Source organism: Rhodococcus sp. YH3-3 (assembly GCF_001653035.1).
Lineage (GTDB): Bacteria > Actinomycetota > Actinomycetes > Mycobacteriales > Mycobacteriaceae > Rhodococcus_F > Rhodococcus_F qingshengii.
The window spans coordinates 248,412-268,943 of the sequence record NZ_BCWH01000001.1 but is presented as its reverse complement, the minus strand read 5'-3'; the positions used below and the strand labels follow the sequence as shown (position 1 = coordinate 268,943).

General features: G+C 62.2%; 19 protein-coding genes. 8 read left to right on the top strand and 11 right to left on the bottom strand.

What is annotated here, in order from left to right; genetic code table 11:
* Positions 1 to 23: 23 nt before the first annotated feature.
* The 8 genes from zigA to YH3_RS01340 form a co-directional block, all read right to left on the bottom strand.
* Complete coding sequence (zigA, locus tag YH3_RS01375) at positions 24 to 1,223, bottom strand: zinc metallochaperone GTPase ZigA (protein WP_050655935.1); 1,200 nt, start codon at positions 1,221 to 1,223, stop codon at positions 24 to 26.
* Between the two features lie 98 nt (positions 1,224 to 1,321).
* The gene (gene nthB, locus YH3_RS01370) at positions 1,322 to 1,960 is read right to left on the bottom strand and encodes a nitrile hydratase subunit beta (RefSeq protein ID WP_042450645.1); all 639 of its coding nucleotides are present in this window, start codon (positions 1,958 to 1,960) and stop codon (positions 1,322 to 1,324) included.
* 26 nt (positions 1,961 to 1,986) lie between these two features.
* Positions 1,987 to 2,610: a nitrile hydratase subunit alpha gene (gene nthA / locus YH3_RS01365; protein ID WP_042450854.1), complete on the bottom strand. Its 624-nt coding sequence runs from the start codon at positions 2,608 to 2,610 to the stop codon at positions 1,987 to 1,989.
* Between the two features lie 73 nt (positions 2,611 to 2,683).
* Positions 2,684 to 4,249 carry an amidase gene (locus YH3_RS01360; RefSeq protein WP_064442865.1) on the bottom strand — a complete coding sequence of 522 codons (1,566 nt, stop codon included), beginning with the start codon at positions 4,247 to 4,249 and terminating at the stop codon, positions 2,684 to 2,686.
* 114 nt (positions 4,250 to 4,363) lie between these two features.
* The gene (locus YH3_RS01355; protein ID WP_064442864.1) at positions 4,364 to 5,770 is read right to left on the bottom strand and encodes a substrate-binding protein; all 1,407 of its coding nucleotides are present in this window, start codon (positions 5,768 to 5,770) and stop codon (positions 4,364 to 4,366) included.
* A gap of 44 nt (positions 5,771 to 5,814) precedes the next feature.
* A complete protein-coding gene (locus YH3_RS01350; RefSeq protein WP_003946030.1) occupies positions 5,815 to 6,183 on the bottom strand; it encodes a helix-turn-helix transcriptional regulator in 369 nt (122 codons plus the stop codon).
* A gap of 115 nt (positions 6,184 to 6,298) precedes the next feature.
* Entirely contained in the window at positions 6,299 to 7,360 is a 1,062-nt protein-coding gene (locus tag YH3_RS01345) for a phenylacetaldoxime dehydratase family protein (RefSeq protein ID WP_064442863.1), read from the bottom strand.
* 204 nt (positions 7,361 to 7,564) lie between these two features.
* A complete protein-coding gene (locus YH3_RS01340; RefSeq protein WP_047270147.1) occupies positions 7,565 to 8,545 on the bottom strand; it encodes a helix-turn-helix domain-containing protein in 981 nt (326 codons plus the stop codon).
* A gap of 176 nt (positions 8,546 to 8,721) precedes the next feature.
* Here YH3_RS01340 and YH3_RS01335 point away from each other — a divergent pair, with 176 nt between their 5' ends.
* From YH3_RS01335 to YH3_RS01325, 3 genes are read left to right on the top strand one after another with little or no spacing between them, the layout of a single operon-like run.
* Entirely contained in the window at positions 8,722 to 9,357 is a 636-nt protein-coding gene (locus tag YH3_RS01335) for a TetR/AcrR family transcriptional regulator C-terminal domain-containing protein (protein WP_054828109.1), read from the top strand.
* Between the two features lie 36 nt (positions 9,358 to 9,393).
* Positions 9,394 to 10,899: a class I adenylate-forming enzyme family protein gene (locus tag YH3_RS01330; RefSeq protein WP_064442862.1), complete on the top strand. Its 1,506-nt coding sequence runs from the start codon at positions 9,394 to 9,396 to the stop codon at positions 10,897 to 10,899.
* A gap of 10 nt (positions 10,900 to 10,909) precedes the next feature.
* Positions 10,910 to 12,601 (top strand): acyl-CoA dehydrogenase family protein, encoded by a 1,692-nt coding sequence (locus YH3_RS01325; RefSeq protein WP_064113064.1) that lies wholly within the window; start codon positions 10,910 to 10,912, stop codon positions 12,599 to 12,601.
* On the opposite strand, the gene YH3_RS01320 is transcribed toward YH3_RS01325, so the two are convergent.
* Positions 12,598 to 13,476 (bottom strand): LysR family transcriptional regulator, encoded by an 879-nt coding sequence (locus YH3_RS01320; protein WP_003946037.1) that lies wholly within the window; start codon positions 13,474 to 13,476, stop codon positions 12,598 to 12,600. The genes YH3_RS01325 and YH3_RS01320 overlap by 4 nt on opposite strands.
* Before the next feature lie 146 nt (positions 13,477 to 13,622).
* Here YH3_RS01320 and YH3_RS01315 point away from each other — a divergent pair, with 146 nt between their 5' ends.
* Genes YH3_RS01315 through YH3_RS01305 form a run of 3 tightly spaced genes read left to right on the top strand, consistent with a single transcriptional unit; the run spans position 13,623 to position 17,934 of the window.
* Positions 13,623 to 14,993 (top strand): MFS transporter, encoded by a 1,371-nt coding sequence (locus tag YH3_RS01315; protein ID WP_007735236.1) that lies wholly within the window; start codon positions 13,623 to 13,625, stop codon positions 14,991 to 14,993.
* Positions 14,993 to 16,708, top strand: a complete 1,716-nt coding sequence (locus YH3_RS01310) for an acyl-CoA dehydrogenase family protein (RefSeq protein ID WP_007735234.1) — start codon at positions 14,993 to 14,995, stop codon at positions 16,706 to 16,708. Before YH3_RS01315 ends, YH3_RS01310 begins: the two co-directional genes overlap by 1 nt.
* Positions 16,705 to 17,934 (top strand): CaiB/BaiF CoA-transferase family protein, encoded by a 1,230-nt coding sequence (locus tag YH3_RS01305; protein WP_007735232.1) that lies wholly within the window; start codon positions 16,705 to 16,707, stop codon positions 17,932 to 17,934. Before YH3_RS01310 ends, YH3_RS01305 begins: the two co-directional genes overlap by 4 nt.
* Here the strand turns inward: YH3_RS01305 and YH3_RS01300 are convergent.
* The gene (locus YH3_RS01300; protein WP_030537640.1) at positions 17,856 to 18,650 is read right to left on the bottom strand and encodes an LLM class F420-dependent oxidoreductase; all 795 of its coding nucleotides are present in this window, start codon (positions 18,648 to 18,650) and stop codon (positions 17,856 to 17,858) included. The genes YH3_RS01305 and YH3_RS01300 overlap by 79 nt on opposite strands.
* A gap of 283 nt (positions 18,651 to 18,933) precedes the next feature.
* Here YH3_RS01300 and YH3_RS01295 point away from each other — a divergent pair, with 283 nt between their 5' ends.
* Positions 18,934 to 19,542 (top strand): ClpP family protease, encoded by a 609-nt coding sequence (locus YH3_RS01295; RefSeq protein WP_007735229.1) that lies wholly within the window; start codon positions 18,934 to 18,936, stop codon positions 19,540 to 19,542.
* Between the two features lie 4 nt (positions 19,543 to 19,546).
* Positions 19,547 to 20,134, top strand: a complete 588-nt coding sequence (locus tag YH3_RS01290; RefSeq protein WP_003945993.1) for an ATP-dependent Clp protease proteolytic subunit — start codon at positions 19,547 to 19,549, stop codon at positions 20,132 to 20,134.
* Here YH3_RS01290 and YH3_RS01285 read toward each other — a convergent pair whose 3' ends face one another.
* A complete protein-coding gene (locus YH3_RS01285; protein ID WP_003946041.1) occupies positions 20,135 to 20,503 on the bottom strand; it encodes a helix-turn-helix domain-containing protein in 369 nt (122 codons plus the stop codon).
* Positions 20,504 to 20,532: the final 29 nt, after the last annotated feature.

Genomic DNA, 20,532 nt, shown 5'->3' with positions numbered 1-20,532 from the left:
ACTTACGGCAAACCGGACCAATATCAAACGGTCTGGTCGGTATAGCCGACGCCCAGGGGGTCGCTCCAGGTGGTCCACACGTCTGGCCCGAGTTCGATCTCGGCTGTGGTGAGTAGACACGCGTCGAGTTCTCGGTGCAGTCGAGACGGGTCGATGGCTTGGCCGATGAAGACGAGTTCTTGTCGGCAGTCTCCGACGGGTTCTTCCCATTTGTCGAGGATTCCGTCACGACGGTAATCGTCGGCCGGCCACTCGTCACGGGGTAGAAACTTCCACCAACGGCCGACGTATCCGTGGCGAATGAGATGACCGGCCTGAGAAATACTCCCGATCTCGGTGAACCGGCCGGCATTCCAGTAGTAGCCCTTGGCCCGAAGTAACTTTCCGTTGGTCCACTCGCTGCTGAGGAAATCATGCAGCCGTTGGGGGTGGAAGGGTGCGCGCTCGCGGTACACCACCGAACTGATTCCGTACTCTTCGGTTTCGGGGATGTGTTCACCTTGGAGTTCTTGTAACCATCCGGGGGCCTGTGCAGCCTTTTCGAGCGAGAACAAACCGGTGTCGAGAATCGTGTCGAGTGGGATGCGACCGAGCGTCATCGGAACTATCGCAGCGGATGCGTTCAAAGAGCGCAGGACTGCGGTCAATTCGACCAGGTGCTGGTGCGAGACGAGATCGGCCTTGCTAACCAGGATGACGTCGGCAAATTCGATCTGATCGACAAGCAGATCCGCGATGTCTCGTTCGTCTTCCGGGGCATCGGCTTCGACGCGGCCACCAGCCGTGTAGTCGCGCAGAAAACTGTGGCCGTCGACGACGGTGACCATGGTGTCGAGTCGGGCGACGTCGGCGAGGGCGTGGCCGTCGGTATCGATGAATGTGAACGTCTCTGCGACGGGCAGCGGTTCGGAGATGCCCGAAGATTCGATGAGTAGGTAGTCGAATCGGCCATCGGCGGCCAAGGCACTGATCTCGGAGAGAAGATCCTCTCGCAGGGTGCAGCAGATGCAGCCGTTGGTCATCTCGACCAGTTTCTCTTCGGAGCGACTGAGCGAGATCTCACGCTCGACTTCTGCACTGTCGATGTTGATTTCGCTCATGTCGTTGACGATCACCGCGACCCGCCGACCCTCTCGATTTCGCAGGATCTCGTTGAGTAGTGTCGTCTTCCCGGCGCCCAGGAAACCTGACAGCACCGTGACCGGAAGTCGTGTGTCGACCATGATTTCCAGTGTCCTTCCGAATGAGAGAATTGCTGTGATCAGGCGGCGGTCACGCGAAACGCTGTGATCGCGTGACCGCCGCCCGGAATGTTGGACGATCAGGCCGCAGGCTCGAGGTAACCCTCGAAAAGGTCGACTACGACGCTGCCGCCGTCGGTGTCGCTACCGAACAATTCCTCGGCGGCGAACTTCACGTGGTACGTCGGTTCTTCGCCGGCGTCGTTGCGCCCGTGGCCGATTGCGTCGGGAAACGGCCACTTCTCGCTAGTTCGATGAGAGATGGTTCCCACTCGTCCGCGGCAGTACGCAGGCATTCGAATATGCCCCGGAACGTACTCGTCGCGCACGCGTACTCGCTGACCGATTTCGAAGGTGGTCGTCTCGACGGGTGCCGGCCGCCCTTCGGATTCGCTGGGCCGCGACAGTGGGAACGGTCCCCCTGCAAGGCTTTCGAGTTCCTCCTGCGTCAGGATTCCCTTTTCGACCATCAGTGTCGCGACGCCGATGACGTACCTCTCGTAGTACGGGGTCATCATGTAGTGGCGTGGTTCCATCCGCTCGACGACGTATCGAACTTCGTCGACGCTGAATGCCCCGAGTTCGGCGACACCGGCGAACATCAGGCTGTACGGCAGGTGTTCCCACTCGGCGTGGAAGGTGGGGCCGATGTCGGCGTTGACGGTATGCGGGACTTTGCCGAAGCCTTGAACTCCGGCAAGATCGTGTACTCCATCCATGGTGTGCTTCTCTCTTGTCGGGGTGATCAGACGGTGGGGACCTGCGGGACTGCGACGCCGATCAGGCAGTCCTTGGTGACGATCTCTTGAAGCTGTTCCTGGCTCCAGCCTTCGGTGCCTGCTGGACGTTGCGGGAGAACCATGTAGCGAGTTTCGGCGGTGGTGTCGTAGACGCGGATCTCGACGTCCGACGCGATCTCGGTTCCCATCTCGGAGAGAACCTTCCGTGGCTCACGCACCACTCGCGCACGGTATTCGAAACTCTTGTACCAGGTAGGGGGCAGGCCGAGAATGGGCCACGCGGTGCATGAACACAACGAGCACACGATCACGTTCTTGAGGGTCGGGGTGTCTTCGACTGCCACGATGTACTCGCCCTGGGGGCCCAGGTATCCGTACTGGGCAACCGCGGCGGTACCGTCGGTGAGAAGCAGTTGCCGGAACTCGGGGTCGGTCCACGCCCGCGCGACCAATTCCGCTCCGCGCCTTGGACTGAAGTCCTCCTCGAAGGTTTTCTTCCATCCTTCGACGTAACCGTCGGGTACCAATCCCTTACCGTCGAGTGCGCGGAACAGTGCCCACGCCCGGTCGGAGACCGGCGCCTGGGCCGGTGCGGCGTTCTCCGTTGTGTGGTCGATCGTTACTGACATCTGGTTCACCTTTTCTATGCGGGCTGATCATGTGTGAATCGGTGGAATTTGTTGTGCAAGTGCGGATACAGAACTAGGTGAGGCTGAGTTGTGGTGCAGAGTCGGAGATGTGGTCGGCAGGCGTCGGAAACGCGCCGCGAAGCTTTTCGAATGCGCGCCCGACCCGGAGGACCGTCGCATCGTCGAAGGTCTTGCCGGTGATCATCATTCCGACCGGAAGCCCGTTCACCAGGCCGGCGGGAACGGACAGGGACGGGTGTCCGGTCACGTCGAATGGTGCTGTGTTGGCGATCATCCCGAGAGCCTTCGTGATGAAGGTTGCACGATCCACGTCGTTCGCCGGCAATTCGGATGCGACGTAGGGCAGTGTGGGCATCACCAGGACGTCGAATTGTCTCAAGGCAGTGTCGTAGGCGGCGCGGGCGAGCGGTACGAGGTTCCGGGCTTTGCCGTAGCTCGCGCCGCCGAGGGTGGTGATGCCGTGGTGGCCGGTCAGGGCCACCAGTTTGACGGTTTCGGACAGAGCGTCGGCGTGCTGAAGGCGTCGAGAAGCAAAGTGTGCCATCAGTTCCGGATCGTACAAACCTTCGGCGTTCATGCCGTATCCGTTGCCGTCCAACATTTGGTAGGCACCACCGTCCGTGGCGATCACGTTCCAGATGTGGAAAGCATGTAGGTGCCACGGAATGTTTACTTCCTCTACCGTGCAACCGATTTCGGCCAGACTGTGTGCCGCTTCGCGGACTGCGTCGTCGACCTCGGGCTGTGAGACCGCGTGCCCGAAACCTTCTCGAACGATCCCGATTCGCAGACCATCCACATCGGAGTCGAGGGTGGACAGATAGTCACCTGCTTCGACGCTGTCGGCTTGGCGTGGGTCGTTACCGTCGCGACCGGCGATGACCGAGAGCATCAGTGCGGCATCGTGGACCGTGCGTGTGATCGGGCCGAGATGGTCGATTGTTCGCTCGATGGGAAATGCACCGGTATACGGGACGAGCCCGAACGTCGGCTTGTGTCCGACGACGCCGCAGAATGCCGCCGGGATCCGGATCGATCCGCCCTGATCCCCGCCGATGGCAAAATCGACGTCACCGTTTGCGACGAGAGCCGCACTGCCACCGGATGATCCACCTGCTTCACGCTGTGGGTCCCATGGATTGCGGACCGGTCCGCTTGCCGGTGTGAAGCTCGAACCGGAGAAACACAGGTCCTCACACACAGCTTTGCCCGCGACGGTTGCACCGGCCGCCAGTAGTCGAGTGACCACAGTCGCGTCGCGAGACGGAGTGAACCCCTCTACTGTCCGAGACCCGTTCATCATCGGAACTCCGGCCACGGTCACGTTGTCCTTGATCGCCACGCGTCGGCCGGTCAGGACGCCGTCCGACGTCGGCGGGATGCTTGTGGTCACATACCAAGCGCTCAAAGGATTTTCGCTCGCTGTTGGCACCGTGTGCTCACGTGACGTGGTCGGCGGGGTTGCCTCGTCGGCGTACAACTGGTCGACGACGTCGTAGGAGCCCAGTGCTCCGTCGATCAGTGCCGGCCACTCGAGCCGGGCTGACTGGTCGAGAGTGATGCCGTAATGCCTTGCGGCGGTGTCTATTGCATTGTCGTCAGGTCGGATTGTCGCCATGAGAAGTGTGCTCCTGATGTGATCGGCTTCACTTGTCTTTCAGACTAGGGCCGGATCCATAATTGCGTCAATAGGTATCGACATATTGACTCGTTAAGTTCGGGTTACGCGCGCTCAGAGAGAACGGGGGTACAGGCGCCCACGGCGTGATTCAGCGAGCAGAATCGGTCGATGCAGTGGAACGCCGTTGTTCGTAGAGCTTTTCGACGTCGTGACAAGCTGCCGAAGTACTGTTTCCGGATCGCCTGCGGACGTTCGTTCGACTGCGCGTGCGTAAGCGACGATCGCTTCGTACGTTGTCTCCGACAGGGAACTGAGCGGAGGCAGGAGTTCGTTCGAGCTCGCGCTGTATCGCTTTTCGAGGTCGTGATCGCCGGCTGCGGATTGAAAGTAGCCGAATGCCGCCCAGACTCCGTCAGCATCGGAATTGCCGATGAGCTGCTGAGTGGCCTCGTCGAGGACCAATGCAAACGTCCGCGTGGTGGCCCGCAGTCCGTGCTGGGCGCATTGTCGTTCGAAGAAGACCTCGTCATGGCCCACCAGGGTGGAAAGAATCAGTTCGGCCCCGGAGTCGGCTATCGACTCGATGATGCGTGAGAAGTCGGTTGTCCCCAACGGTACGTAGACTTCGCCGGCCACCGAACCTGTGGATTCGGCGATCACACGCCGGGCCGCCCAATGCGCTCCGAACGACCACGAATACTGCTGGCCGACCAGGAACCAAGTGCGAGAACCGGTCTCGGACATCATTGCGGGTATACCTGCTCGCGTCTGGTCGAGTGGTCGCTCACCCAATCGAAGGACTCCCGGACGCGATCGACCTCCCTCGTTGAGAACTGTGTGCACCAACAGCACACCGGTGTTCTGCATTGCAGATGCAGCGGCATTGAAGGTCGACGATGTCACGCACGCGAAAACGGCGCGACATCCGCTTTTCACCAATCGCAGTGCGGTCGCCGCTCCGGCCGCCGAGTCGGAAGCGTCATCGCCGATCACCAAGTCGACGAGAACGCCGCCGATGCCGCCGTCGGCATTGATTTCTTCCACGGCCAGGGCTGCGAGTGTTTCTGTCGCCTGGGCGAATACAGCTGCCGGGCCGGATTTGCTGACCAGCAGCCCGATCCGATGTCGGTCGGAACGCGGAGGTTCGGGTGGAGCGAATCCGCGCTTGTTGGCAAGCCAGGAAATGCCGTCCTGATCGAGGCTGGACTCGAGAACGATCCGGGTCCCGGCGCCGTCGGGAAAGAACCGGATCGTCAGGCGGCCGCGCCACGGTTGGTGGTGCACGATCACGACCGATCGGCCCCGCTTCACGCCGGCGACGTATCCCAACAGCGTGATCGGCATTCCGACTGGATCTGCGCGTGCGCCGTCGCCGACGGGAAGGGAGATGGCGGCAGCGGCCCCGACCGTCAGTTGCTCACATTCGAGTTCGAGCAGTTGCCCCGTTTCGAGGCGCTCGAAGGCTGACCCTGGTGGGTCGGTCGTCACGATCTGTGCCGTTACGGAGAGACCTGGCACGTTCTACTTCCTGCCTGAAATAGGTGCTGGGGCTCAACAGGGCCTCACGCTCGGCGACGCACCGATGCGACGTCTGAATCCTCAGTCGCAGTGGTCGGCAACTCGGAGGCGTTCGAACCTGCTTCCAGCGCTCGCCCGAGGACGTCGCGCAGGAACTGGAGTGCATCGTTGGCGGGCCCCGATGGATCTATCGAGAACAGGCGATGACGTCCTTGACGCCGTTCGACGATCACTCCGGACAACCGCAGCGCCTTGAGATGTGTGGATACCGTGGTGCGACCGACCGTCGAAATTTGATCGCTGATGAAGCCCGCGTTGCACTCGCCGTGGGTAGCCAGCGTGTCGAGAATCTGTCGACGCACTTGGTCGGCCAGCACAGCAAACGCCAACTCTTCGTTTCGTTGAGTAGTCACTGTCTGCTGTCCGCGCTTCCTCGATGGTCTCTACTGAGATATGTCGACACCCGTCAACATATCTCGAGTTGCCTCCGAGGGAAAGAATGTGGCCGAAGATTGCCGGTGACTTCGGTCAGTGCTCGGCGGTGATCACCGCGTCGCGCAGCATTCCGGTCCCGGGATGGCAATTGATGTACTCGTAGAGCTGATCGGCGGCATCGAATACCGAGACCTCATGGTAGAGACGCAATTTCGACAGGCCCTCGGCCACCCGGAAGAACGTCGTGAAGATCCGTAGATGGGTCGGGTGGGATTCCGACCACCGTTCGAGTTGGTCGAGGGAGGCCCAGTGGCCGATGTTGTAGCTCAGGTCGAGGAAGTTTCCGTCGATGTCGATATTGCGTACGAATCGGTTGCTGTAGCACCCGACGGCCGGGCCGTTGTCGCGGAGGAAGTCCATGCCCGATTGAAGAGTGGGCAGGATTTCGTCCAGGTAGAGGCTGCGTTCGTCTGCTTCCGCGTCGGCCCAGTCCTGCCCGGACCTGATCAGTGCGATGTTGTCGTGTCCCCGCACTACTACGCGTCCACCTACGGCGGGGTCACCGGCGACGACCCGCAGTTCGCCCGAGGCCTGCATCCAGTCGGTTTGGGAGATCGGAAACCGCTCGCGCATCGAACCCCAGTAGCCGTGCTCGTTGATTTCGCCGCTGACACCGTCCATGACGGCTCCCACCCCGGGGAGGTCGTCTTGGAACGCGTAGAGCGTTTCGAATTGTTCGGCTCTCGGTGCCACGATCTCGCGGAAGAACCCCAATCCGTCCGACAGGCGGTCTTCGGACTCCCACCAGGAGGACACTGGAGGTGATGTGCTCCAACGATGTTGGGAAGAAACATCTTTCCAGTAACCGACCACGATCAGGTTCTCGTAGCCCTGGTTGTCGATGTGATGGGTGAGATCGTGGTGTGCCGGTCCGTCCGGCAAGTCGAAGCCGGCGACGATATCCCGCATCGCCCGCAGTGCTGCCGGGCGCTGATCCTCGCCGCGGAACTGCACGCCGAGATAGCCCATCACGACCTGGTGCAATGTGTCGTCTGCGCGCCCGACCCACATGGGAAACGGTGGCGAATAGGTATCCGGGACCCGCCTGGTCAGAGTGCGCGGGCATTGAAGGTGTTCGCCGATTGCAGATTCCATGAGTGCTCCCTGTGATGTAGGTGGTCGAATCGGGTGCCTGGCACTTGGCAACGCCGTGCCGAAAATCTACGCCCGCTCAGCCGAGCAAACTTGGCCGTCAGCGCCCGATGCTTGGCCTACCGTGCCAAGAATTGTGGATACGCTTCGGCGACAGAAAATTTTGAACACCATGTTCAATGGGTAAGTGTCCGAAGATGTTACAGATCAGCGGGTAGTACTTGTGGGGGCCGCTGCTTGCGACCGGTACCGCCGCGGGCTGATCCCGAATTCCGCCTTGAAGGCTCGACTGAAGGCGGCCAGGTCGGTGAATCCCCAGCGGTGAGAAATCTGGGTCAGCGACCGCTCTACTCCGTGTCGTTGCACGATCTCACGACGGCAACCGTCGAGTCGACGGCTGCGAATCGACCGTGACACCGTCGTGCCGTGTTCGGCGAAGGCTCGGTGCAACTGCCGAATGGAGACTTTGACCGATCCCGCGATGTCCACCGGAGACAGGGCCGGGTCTGCGATGCGGGCGTCTATGACCGACAGGGCGGATTCGTAGAGGCTGGTTCGCCGCGAGGTGATCGGTCGCGCAGTTGTGTGAAGAACGGACTTGACCAGGTTGCCGATCTCGTTGACGACTTCCTCTTCGTCTCCGCTTGCGTCGGACGTCATGCGGACGGAGGCAAGATCGTGAAGAAAGCGACCGAGCAGGCCACTCAGGCCCGCGTGTCCGTCGAAGGCGATGGCGGTCAGGCTCGTGACCTCCGCGTCGCTGAGCGACAGGTACGACCGTGGCCAGGTGAACACCTCGAGTCCCCAGATGCCGTCGTGTGCGTGTCCCTCGATCTGCCAATCGAAGGGGCGCGTGGTGTCGTACAGGACGTAGTCGCCACGTCGCAGGACGCATTCGCGGTCGTCTTGGCGCACTACCGCGCTACCGCGGCGGATCATCCCGATCTGCAGATAGTCCGCGCCGTCGCTTTTGATGAGGCTGTTGCTACGGACTATTCGTTGTTCCATCGATTGAACTGCGGATACCCGAACGTGTGCGAGTTGGGCCGAGTGGACGGCCCCGCTGAATCGATCGCCGTCTCCGATATCGGATACGTCGAGCGCGACAAAATGCTCGCGCAACAAATCTGCCCAGTCGCCCGTGAGAGTCGTGCGTGTGGGCAGGGAGAAGCCGGATCGCGCGAGCATTGCAGGGCGCCTCCTCGCAGAAAAGCCGAAGTTCTCGGGTGCTCGATGTTCAGAGAGTAATCCCGCACATCAGACATGTCGATAGAAGTCGACATGTCATCGCGTCGGGAAGAAATTGTTTGCCATACAAACAACGCCGAGTTATTGTTTGTCGTACAAACAAGTAGGAGTTCGTGATGGCCACCGAGGCAGTTCCCGCAGCGCGCGCGACGCGTGAGTCGGGCAAGCAGACGCGCATGGCGCTGTTCAACGCCGCAACCGAGCTGTTCCTCGAGCACGGCGACAGCGTCTCCATCGCGCAGATCTGCACGGCCGCCGGCGCCCATCCCAACCAGGTGACCTACTACTACGGCTCAAAAGAGAAGCTCTTCGTCGAGGTGGCGTGCGCGGCCGTTCTGCGCGCAGGCAAGCGTGCCGAGGTCGATGCCGCCGACGCCGACACCGTGGGCGACTACACCAAGAAGCTGGTCGGATCACTCCTCGGCTCGGGCGCTCCCAGTGTCGAACTGTTCGTGGAAGCGATGATGATGACGGGTCGTCGTGGTGAACTCCGCGACCTGATCTCCGAGACGCTTCGCACTCTGCATTCCTCGGGCGAAACCGCCCTCCTCCGTACCTTGATCCGCACCGGCTGGCAGCTGCGCGCGGGCATCGACGTCGAGTCCAAGGCCTTCTGGTCTGCGATCTTCGGCCTCGTCATTCAGAAGACTGCCACCGGCGAGAGCTTCGGCTACTCCCTCGAGGAGGCGGTTGCCGTCATCTTCGCCACCCTCCAGATACCCGACGCCGTACTCAACAGCTCGATGGATTGAACTCTCTTCGAGCGTGATTCTCCGACAAGGACTTCGATGAATATCGTTCGCGTATTCGACAGCAACGTCACCAAGACCCCGGACAAACCCTTCCTGATATTCGACGGTCACGATCACACGTACTCCCAGGTTCAGGACGGAAGTCGACGCGCCGCAGGCTATTTGCAGTCGCTGGGCGTGCAGCCGGGCGACCGCGTCGCGCTGATGTGTTACAACACTCCGGGATTCGTGTACGCGATGCTCGGTGCCTGGCGCTTGGGCGCCGTCGTGGTCCCCATCAATCACAAGATGCAGACTCCGGAAGTTGCCTACGTGCTGGGACACGCGAAGGTGTCGGTGTGCGTCTTCGACGGTGAGTTGGCGCCGGTTGTCGGTCGACTGGAGACAACGGCCAAGCTGATCAGCACGGACTCTGTCGCAGACGGTTTCGACTTCTTCGACGACGCCATCACCCGCCAGGACGGCGTTGACGGTATCGACATCGACGAGAACGATCCGGCCGAAATCCTCTACACCTCGGGGACTACCGGCTCGCCCAAGGGCTGCGTCCACAGCCACCGCAACGTCGTCGGTGTTGCCGTCACCGCGGCCCTCGCCGTGTCGACGACTCGGGACGAGCGACTGCTCATGGCCGTCCCGATCTGGCACGCTTCCCCGCTCAACAACTGGTTCATGTCCACGCTCTACATGGGCGGAACCGTCGTGCTGCTGCGCGAGTACCATCCCGTCAAATTCCTGGAAACAGTTCAGGAACAACGCATTACCCTCTGCTTCGGCCCGCCGGTCATCTACACCACTGCACTCAACCTCGTGCCGAACTTTGCCGACTACAACCTCGGAAGCGTTCGTGCGTGGTTGTACGGCGGGGGACCGATCGGCGCGGATGTCGCTCGGCGACTGGTGGAGTCGTACGGCACCACCGAATTCCGACAGGTCTACGGCATGACCGAGACCGGGCCAGTGGGCACCGTGCTGTACCCCGAAGAGCAGTTGAGCAAGGCGGGCTCGATCGGCCGCGTCGCGCTGGCCGGCGTCGACCTGCGCCTGGTTGCCGATGACGGCACCGACGCGGAGCCCGATCAGATCGGTGAGATCTGGCTGCGCGCCGACACCGTCATGCAGGGGTACCTCGACGACCCCGCTGCCACGAAGGCTGCATTTGCCGACGGCGGTTGGTATCGCACCGGCGATCTGGCGCGCAAGGATGCGGACAGTTACCTCTTCATCGTCGACCGCGCGAAGGACATGATCATCACGGGCGGTGAGAACGTCTACTCCAAGGAGGTCGAGGACGTGATCTCCGGCCACCCGGACGTCGTCGACGTCGCCGTTGTCGGAAAACCCAACGAAGAATGGGGCGAGACCGTCGTCGCGCACGTCGTCTGGCGTGAACCGGATGTCATCAGCGCCGACGACATCAAGGACTACCTCTCGGACAAGTTGGCGCGCTACAAGATTCCGCGTGAAGTGGTGTTCGCGACGATTCTTCCGCGTACACCGACCGGCAAGATCCAGAAGCACCTCATCCGCGCAGCGAGCTGAAAGGCCTGTCATGACTGATATTTCCGAGAAGACCGTCACCCACCCGGCTCCGCATCGCACCCATGCAGTGCTCAACCAGTCGGTACCGCGCACGGACGTCAACGAGTTCCTGCTCGATACGGTCCTGGCCGAAGGCGTCGCGCGTCACGACGCCGATTGGGCCACCAGTGAACTCACCGATATCGGTGAACTGGTCGGCAGTGCCGGGTTCCAGCACGACGCCGAGCTGGCCAACACGGTGATCCCCGAATTGAAGACCTTCGATCGCTGGGGAAACCGCATCGACGAGGTCGAATACCATCCGTCGTATCACCGGATCATCTCTGCCGCCGTTGCGCACGGTGCTCACACCTCTGCCTGGGCTGACCCGAAGCCGGGTGCCAACGTGGCTCGGGCCGCGGCATTCATGCTCTTCTCCCAGGTCGAACCGGGCCACGCGTGCCCGATCTCCATGACGCACGCTGTGATCCCCTCGCTCGAGCTGCAACCCGATGTAGCCGCCATCTGGACCCCGCGTGCCCTTTCTCGGAGTTACACCCCCGAGTTGGATGCTCCCGGAAAGGCATCCGCGATCTTCGGAATGTCGATGACGGAAAAGCAGGGTGGCTCCGACGTGCGAGCCAACACGACCATCGCCAAGCCGGCCGGACGTGGCGGCCCGGGTGCGGACTACCTCCTCACCGGACACAAGTGGTTCTGCTCCGCGCCGATGTCTGACGCCTTCCTGGTTCTCGCTCAGGCCGAAGGTGCTGCCGGCGAGGGACTTTCCTGCTTCCTTCTCCCCCGCATCCTGCCTGACGGCACACGCAACGTCTTCCGTATCCAGCGTCTGAAGAACAAGCTGGGCAACAAGTCCAACGCGTCGTCCGAGATCGAACTCGACGGCACCGTCGGCACCATGATCGGCGAACCGGGTCGTGGCGTGCGGACCATCATCGAAATGGTGTCCCAGACGCGACTCGACTGCATCCTCGGCAGCACGGCAGGTATGCGTCAGTCGGTCGCCGAAGCGGTGTGGCATGCACGGCACCGCAGCGCTTTCGGTGCCGTCCTGGCAGATCAGCCGGCGATGACCTCGGTGCTTGCCGATCTGGCTCTCGAATCCGAGGCCGCGACCATCACCGCACTGCGATTGGCCCGTGCGCAGGACGAGGACGCGAATGAGCAGGAAAAGGCGTTCCGCCGACTCGCGACGGCTGTTGCGAAGTACTGGATCTGCAAGCGCGGCCCGCACCACTCCTACGAAGCCCTCGAGTGCCTGGGCGGCAACGGTTACACCGAGGACTTCCCTCTTGCCCGTCGCTACCGTGAGCAGCCCGTCATGGCCGTGTGGGAGGGGTCGGGCAACGTCATCGCGCTCGACGTCCTGCGCGCGATGACCCGTGAACCCGACTCCGTTGCCGCCTTCGACCACGAGATCAACCTCGCCCGCGGCAACAACCCGGTCCTCGATCAGCACCTCGATCGGGTACGACGCCAACTCGGTGAGCTCGCCACGATGGCACCCGCCGACGCTCAGCTCCGCGCTCGGACCGTCGTCGAGGCTATGGCGTTGGCGCTGCAGGCTTCGCTCATGGTGCGCCACTCCCCGGCCGCCTCGTCCGATGCGTTCATTGCCGCTCGCCTCGGTGCCGACCGTGGTCACGAGTACGGAACTCTGCCTGTGGGAACAGATTTCGCCGGAATTCTCGCGAGAGCCTAAGGCTGCTCCCTCAGTACCCTGGTGACGGTGTGTACTGCCGGCGTCGGATTGTTCGGTCGCCATGCCATCGCGATTTTCAGCGTGGGCGTGGCCCCGGCGATCGGCAGGTACACGACCCCGTCCATGGACAGATGCGCCGTCGACTCCACGACGACGGCGATCCCGACCCCCGCTCCGACCATGGCCAACAGGCTGTACGGATCGGGGGCTTCGTGCGCGACGGTGGGCGTGAAACCTGCTGTGGCACAAACGGACAACGTCGCATCGCGGACCACCGAGCCGTGCTCGGCGGGATACATCACGAATCGCTCGGTTGCCAGGTCTTCCGGTGACACCGAGTCATGCGCACCGAGGTGATGCCTGGCAGGAACCGCGACCATCAAGGTTTCCTCCCGCACCGTGTGTGTCTCGAATCCGCGCGGAATGGGCAGGCCGACTATGCCCATGTCCAGTGCTCCGCGTCGGAGAGCGTCGAGCACCTCACCCGAGTACATCTGCGGCCGTAGTTCCAGTTCGATTCCCGGATGGGAGTCGGCCAAGGACCGTGTGAGGGCCGACAGGACGGTGTAGCCGCCTGTTCCGCCGAAACCCACTGTGACACGGCCCGTCTCGCCAGTCGACGCGGCCGATGCGATTTCTCGTACCACGGCGATCTGCGCTTCGATGATTCGTGCGGGCGTGACCAAGGCTTCGCCGGCTGCGGTCAATTGCACTGATCTGGTGGTCCGGACAAACAGGTCGGTGCCGAGTTCGCGCTCGAGCGCCCGAATGGTCTGGCTGAGCGGGGACTGCCCGATGTGGAGTCGCTCGGCGGCCCGGCCGAAATGAAGTTCGTCGGCGACTGCGAGAAACGCGCGCAGCTGACGCAGTTCCATGTCGCTCCTCCCGGTCTTCATTATGTGGTTCTCCCACATAAATGAGTCGAACTAAGTCTTGGACTCTACATGGATTTCGGACGATAGTGATTCACGCCTCACATTGCATCCCTTGGTGATGCCCGACGCGAGAATCAGGGAGAACCGTGGATCAAAACCCAGGTCAAGACACCAATCCGCCTGAATACAACACCAAACAGGCACGCAAGGCCGGAATGACGGCGTTTGTCGGAACGACCATCGAATGGTTCGACTTCTACATCTACGGAACCGCATCCGCCTTGGTGCTCGGCCCGCTGTTCTTCCCGGATGCGTCGCCGGCGGTGGGGACACTCGCAGCCTTCGCGACTTTTGCCGTGGGATTCGTGGCTCGTCCGGTCGGCGGAGTGGTGTTCGGTCATTTCGGAGACAAGTTCGGTCGCAAGAACGCCGTGATCATCACCCTCGCGCTCATGGGGTTGGGAACTGTCGGTGTCGGTCTCCTCCCTACGTACTCCCAGATCGGGATCTGGGCACCGATACTGCTTGTGGCACTGCGTGTTCTCCAGGGCATTGCCATGGGCGGCGAATGGGGTGGCGCCGTATTGATCGCCACCGAGTTCGCTCCCCCGAAGAAAAAGGTGCTCTACGGTGCGTTTGCGCAGCAGGGTTCACCGGTCGGCAACCTGCTCGCGACGCTGGCCTTCCTCGGCCTGACGTTGATGTCGGATTCCGTGTTCGAGTCGTGGGGTTGGCGTCTGCCGTTCCTCGGATCCGCAGCTTTGGTGATCGTCGCTCTCTACATCCGGTTGCACATCTCCGAGACGCCCGAGATGAAGAAGGCTGTTGCGGCACAGGAGCGTACACGGATGCCGCTGGTCGAAGTGTTGCGGTCGCATCCCGTCGAACTTGCTCTCGGCGTCGGCGCTGTGGTTGCCGGTGTTGCCATCACGTACGTCAAGACAACTTTTGCGCTCTCATGGGCGACAACGGATCTCGGCTTCGAGCGCAGTGACTTCCTCCTCGTGATCACCGTGGCACTGGTAGCCCAGGCGCTCGTACAGCCTTTCGGCGCTGTGCTGGCCACGCGGATCGATCCGTCGAAAGCGGTCCGTTGGATGCTGCTTCCGGAGATCGTGCTCCTACCACTGATGTTCGTGCTGGTTCAGACGGGCTCCGTGCCCTTGGCGATTCTGGGGATGGTCCTCGCGACGGCGCCTCACGCAATGTATTACGCCGCGTTGGCCGGCATTCTGGCGCAGGTTTTCCCCACCAATGTTCGGTATACCGGCATCTCTCTGTCGTACCAATTGTCGACCGCCGTTTTTGCCGGAACGGCCCCGATGGTCAGCCAGTATCTGCTGACGCGAACCAACTCGATCTGGCCGGTCGTAGCTCTAGGGCTCGTGTATGTCGTTCTCTCCCTTATCTGTATGACTGCTTTGCTGCGCAGGAGTGCGCTGCACGCGCAAGGGCCGGATTCGACGAGCGCCTCGAACATGACCGATGTTTCCACCCTGAAAGGCGTTGACCACTGATGAACTTTGCACACACCGACCCCGCTCTGACAGCGGTAGTGGACAGATGGACCGCCGGGGCGGACCGAGAGACGTTGAACGGATTGCTCGACCGACTGGGCCGAGATGCCGCCGGCCGTTTGTCCGAGCTTGCCGACATCGCGGACAAGAACCCGCCGGTGCTGCAGCAATTCGACAAGGCCGGTGACCGCGTCGACCGGATTTCCTATCACCCGGCCTACCTGGAACTGTGCCGGGCGGCGTACAACGAGTACGGCCTGTCCGCCATGTCGCACCGAAAAGGGTTGCACGGATGGGACTCCGTGCATCCGCCACTCGCGAAGTATCTCGCGTCGTACATCTTCGTGCAGGCAGAGTTCGGGCTGGCCTGCCCGGTGTCGATGACAGATGCTGCTGCGCGGACCCTGCGTATGTTCGGTGATCCGGCCGTGTTCTCGCCCTGGATCGACGCGTTGACGTCGACGGACCCCGAGCAGGCGAAGACGGGTGCGATGTTCATGACCGAGATTCAGGCAGGCACCGACATCGCCTGCACCGAAACACGCGCCGAGCGCGACGGTGACGGATGGGTTCTGACGGGCAAGAAGTGGTTCGCCTCCAACCCGGATGCCGATGTGATCATCACCCTCGCAAGATTCCCGGGCGGACAGGATGGTTCGACGCGTGGAGTCGGAATGTTCATGGTGCCCAAGACCTTGGGATCCGGCGAGCGCAACAACCTCACGATCGATCGTCTCAAGGACAAGCTGGGTACGCGTTCAATGCCGAGCGGCGAGGTGACGCTGAACCGCGCGTACGCACTCCAGGTCGGTGAACTCGATCGAGGGTTCCGCCAGATGGCGGAGATGGTCAACACGTCTCGCCTCTCCAATGCGATGCGTTCGAGCGCTCTCATGCGCCGAGCAGTCCGTGAAGCCGTCGAACATTCGAAGAGCCGAGTCGTGTTCGGTAAGAGGCTCTTCGACCAGCCGCTGATGCGGGCGACACTTCTTCCCCTTGCACTCGATGCCGAGGCTTCGCTGGCCCTGGTCGCGTACAGCGCACAGTGTCTTCAGGCAGCAGACGGCGGCGACGAACAGGCGCGCGCACTGATCAGGGTACTGACACCGATCGCCAAACACTTTGCCTGCAAACGCGCGCGGGTGGTCACCGGCGAGGCCATGGAGGTGCGCGGAGGAAACGGCTACATCGAGGAATGGGCCAACGCGCGACTAGTGCGGGATGCCCACTTGGGCTCGATCTGGGAAGGGTCGAGCAATGTCATTGCGCTGGACGTACTTCGGTGCCTACGCAAGTTCGGCTCGCACCGCACCGTCGCGGGAGCGATGACGGACATCCTGTCCACCGTCGGACCGGAGTGCGAGGCCGGTGCCGGAGTTCTGTTGCGGCGCTGGGAGGAACTGGTAGAGGAAGGAGATCGTCTGATCTCCGGATCTGACGATGCCGCCCAGGCCGCCAGCGCAAAGTATGCCGACGAGTTGGCTCGTGCCGTCATGGCGACGCTGCTTTTCGATCTTGCGGACCACGGCATCCGACACGGTAATGGGTACCGGTCGCTGCTGGTGGCGAATTCCTACCTGGCCGGTCTTGCCGGGAAGGTGCCGTCGGCCGCGCTCGGCGATCTCGACGTGATAACCGACGGCGGTGACGTCGAGCTGGATGATGCACGTGACGTCATTGCCGAGTTCCTCTCCGTAGCAGGAGGTCAGCGGTGAATTCTCCAACAGGACCCACACCCTTGGCTGGTGTCCGCGTGCTCGATCTGTCGAAGATCCTTGCCGGGCCGTACGCAACCATGTCGCTTGCCGATCTCGGAGCCGACGTCACCAAGATCGAACACCCTGAAGGCGGCGACCCCACGCGTTCGTGGGGGCCTCCCTTCGTCGGCGTAGATGCCGCCTACTACCTCGCGATCAACCGCGGCAAGAAGTCGGTCACGATCGACCTCAAGTCCACCGAAGGACAGGAGATCATCCACCGCATGCTCGAAGAGACCGATGTGGTCGTGGAGAACTTCAAGCCGGGCAGCGGATTACAGAAGATCTTCGACTACCAGGCGCTGTCCGAGCGATACCCGCATCTGATCACCCTGCACATCTCTGCCTTCGGTGAAGAAGGACCGCTGCGCGACGAACCGGGGTACGACATGATCGCGCAGGCCGCGGGTGGGCTCATGTCGCTCACCGGTGAACCGGGTGGTGCTCCGATGAAATCCGGGTTTGCGTTGGGAGACTTGGGCGCAGCGCTTTTCGGACTGGTCGGTGTCCTGGCCGCGTTGGTCGAACGAGGCCGGACCGGACGCGGACAGTACGTGACCACGTCGCTGTACGAGTGCCAACTCGCGATGCACGTGAACTGGGCGACCAGTTACTTCGCCACCGGTGAGCGCCCGACTGCGTTGGGCTCCGGTCATCCGAATCTTGCTCCGTATCAAGCATTTCCTGCCAGCGACGGGTACTTCGTCGTCGCTGTCGGCAACGACGCGATGTGGGCGTCGCTGTGCGAGGCCATCGGAAGGAGTGAACTGGTCACCGATCCGCGTTTTGCCCGCAACCGCGACAGGGTGGAGAACCGCGAGAGTCTGGAACGAGAACTCACCAGCGCCTTCGCATCGGAGACCGTCGAACACTGGTGCGCTCTTCTCGCCGAACGCGCCGTACCGGTCTCACCGATCCGGCATCTCGACGAGATCTACTCCGATCCCCACACCGCCGCGCTCGGCATGGTCGGAACCGTCGACCATCCGACGCTCGGACCGTTGAAGCAAGTGGCCTTTCCGGTCAACTTCTCCGGCCAGAGGCCACGTCTGACGTCGGCGCCGCCCGTTCTCGGCGCCGACAACGACGAAGTCCTTGGTACCGCTCAGGCCAGCCCGCTCAACGCAGGCGGCGTGTTGTCGTCGCGCCAACCGATGGCCTCGGCAAGCGTCGTGAGGTCGTAGTCCGGTCCGCTGACGCCGACGGTGAAGAGTGAGACACCGTCGGCGACCAGGTCGGCTGCATTTTCGAGCCCAGGCCACGGAACCGAGTGCTCTACTTCCAGCGGGTTCCGGCCCACGTCGGCGCAGTGGTCGGAGAGGATGTCTGACTTGCGCAGGTGTGTCTCACGGTCGCCGAAGCTGTGCCAGACGTCGGCGTACTCGGCGACCAAGCGCAGGGTCTTCTTCTCGCCGCCACCGCCGATGAGGACCGGGATGTTGCGCGTCGGCGGCGGGTTGCCCTTCGCCAGGCGGCCCGTGATGCGGGGGAGGTATTCGCCAAGCAGTTTCAGCCGTGAACCGGGAGTGCCGAAGTCGTATCCGAACTGGTCGTAGTCCTTCTCGAACCAGCCGGCACCGATACCGAGGATCAGGCGCCCACCGCTGATGTGGTCGACGGTTCGCGCCATGTCGGCCAGCAGATCCGGATTGCGGTAGCCACCACCGGTGACCAGGGCGCCGATCTCGACGCGTTCGGTCTGCTCGGCCCAGGCGCCGAGCATGGTCCAGCATTCGAAGTGTGCGCCGTCGGGATCGCCGGTCAACGGGTAGAAGTGGTCCCAGTTGAAGACGATGTCCACCCCGGCGTCCTCGGACCGCAAGACGGCGTCGCGTATCAACCCGTAATCGGGTGCGTGCTGGGGTTGGAGTTGAACACCGATGCGTACCGGACGAGTCATGCCACGCTCCTGACGAGAGGAATGGTTGTCTTCTCCCATCATGGCCGGGTGTGCGCGGTACCGCTACCGCCGCCGTCGGTGACGGGTTTGCCCGATCTTGTGCCCACCCCTTTTCGAGCGAACGGTACTTTCGGCGCCTTAGATCGACTGAACGTGCCGTTCGCTCAAACAGGGGGCAGTCAAAGGGGGCGGGTAAAAACAGGGGGGCGGGTAACCATAGGGGTGGTCTGCCCACAGCAGACAGGCGGGGCCGCGGCACTGCCGCGCCGGTAGGAATGGATTCATGACTACTGAAGCTCCCACCGATACCGGCTACCGTGACCTGTTGACAGACAGGCTCTTCCGACAGCGAACCATTCTGCTCACCGGCGAGGTCAACGACGCCATGGCCGAACGTGTGTGTTCGGAACTGGTGCTCCTCGCCACCACCGACCCCAAGCGCGACGTCGTGCTCTACATCAATTCACCTGGCGGATCGGTGTTTGCCGGCCTGGCCATCTACGACACGATGAAGCTCATCCCCAATGACGTCGTGACGGTCGCGATGGGCTTCGCGGCCAGCATGGGCCAGGTGCTCCTCTGCTCCGGCACCCACGGCAAGCGAATCAGCCTGGCGCACAGCCGCATCATGATGCACCAACCTTCGGCAGGTATCGGTGGCACTGCGGTGGACATTGCGATCCAGGCCGAGAGTCTCGAGCTGATGAAGCGTCAATCGCAGGAAATCCTCGCCGCCGAAACGGGCCGGACCGTCGAAGAGATCGAGACCGACAGCGATCGGGATCGCTGGTTCACCGCCGAGCAGGCGCGCGAGTACGGAATCGTCGACCGCGTCGTGACGTCCTTCGCCGAGATAGCACCGCAAGCTACCTTCCCCAAGATCGGATTGTGACGTCATGTCCCAGTACACGATTCCCAGTGTCATCGAGCGAACACCAACGGGTGAGCGATCTTTCGACATCTTCAGCAGGCTGCTCAACGAGCGCATCGTCTTTCTCGGCACAGAGATCGACGACGGCGTCGCCAACGTCGTGATGGCTCAGATGCTGCATCTGCAAGCCGACAACCCGGATCGCGAAATCGGTTTGTACATCAACTCTCCCGGCGGTTCCACCACGGCGATGCTCGCGATCTACGACACCATGCAGTTCTTGAAACCGACGATTTCGACGTACTGCATGGGTCAAGCGGCTTCGGCTGCTGCAGTGCTTCTGGCCGCCGGCACTCCAGGCCATCGGCATGTTCTTGCCCATTCGCGGGTGCTGCTGCACCAACCGTCGACGCAAGGTAGTGGCACCATCTCGGACCTCGCGCTTCAAGCAGCCGAGATCCTGAGAATCCGGGAGCAGACCGAGGCGATTCTGAGTAAGCACACCGGTCAGAGCGTCGAGCGGCTCCGTAAGGACACCGATCGCGACAGGATCTTCACTGCCGACGACGCTATCTCCTACGGACTGGCTGACACCCTCATCGAAGGGAACTGATCAGGCTGCCATCAGGACGGGACCGGAGATCGGGGCGGGAGAATGTCCGAAGGTGAGGGAGTTGAGCGCAACGATCCTGTTGCCCGCTCGGAACAGCAGGTGCTCGAGCGGCATCCCGAGCGCTTCGCAGATGGCGCGCAGAATTTCCGACGACGGTTCCTTCTTGCCCCGTTCGATCTCGGAGAGGTACTGCTTCGACATCCCGACCTTTGCGGCTACGTCGTCGAGAGTTCGGTCCTGATCGCGTCGAACCTCCCGCAGCACTCGTCCGTAGGCTTCACGAATCAGCGGGGGTTTGCGCACGGCGACAGCCGGATCGGGGAGTTCCGACTCACCCTTGACCAGGACCAGTCTGCGCGGCGCATCCATAGGCCGAGTATTCCAGCCGACCGGTTCGC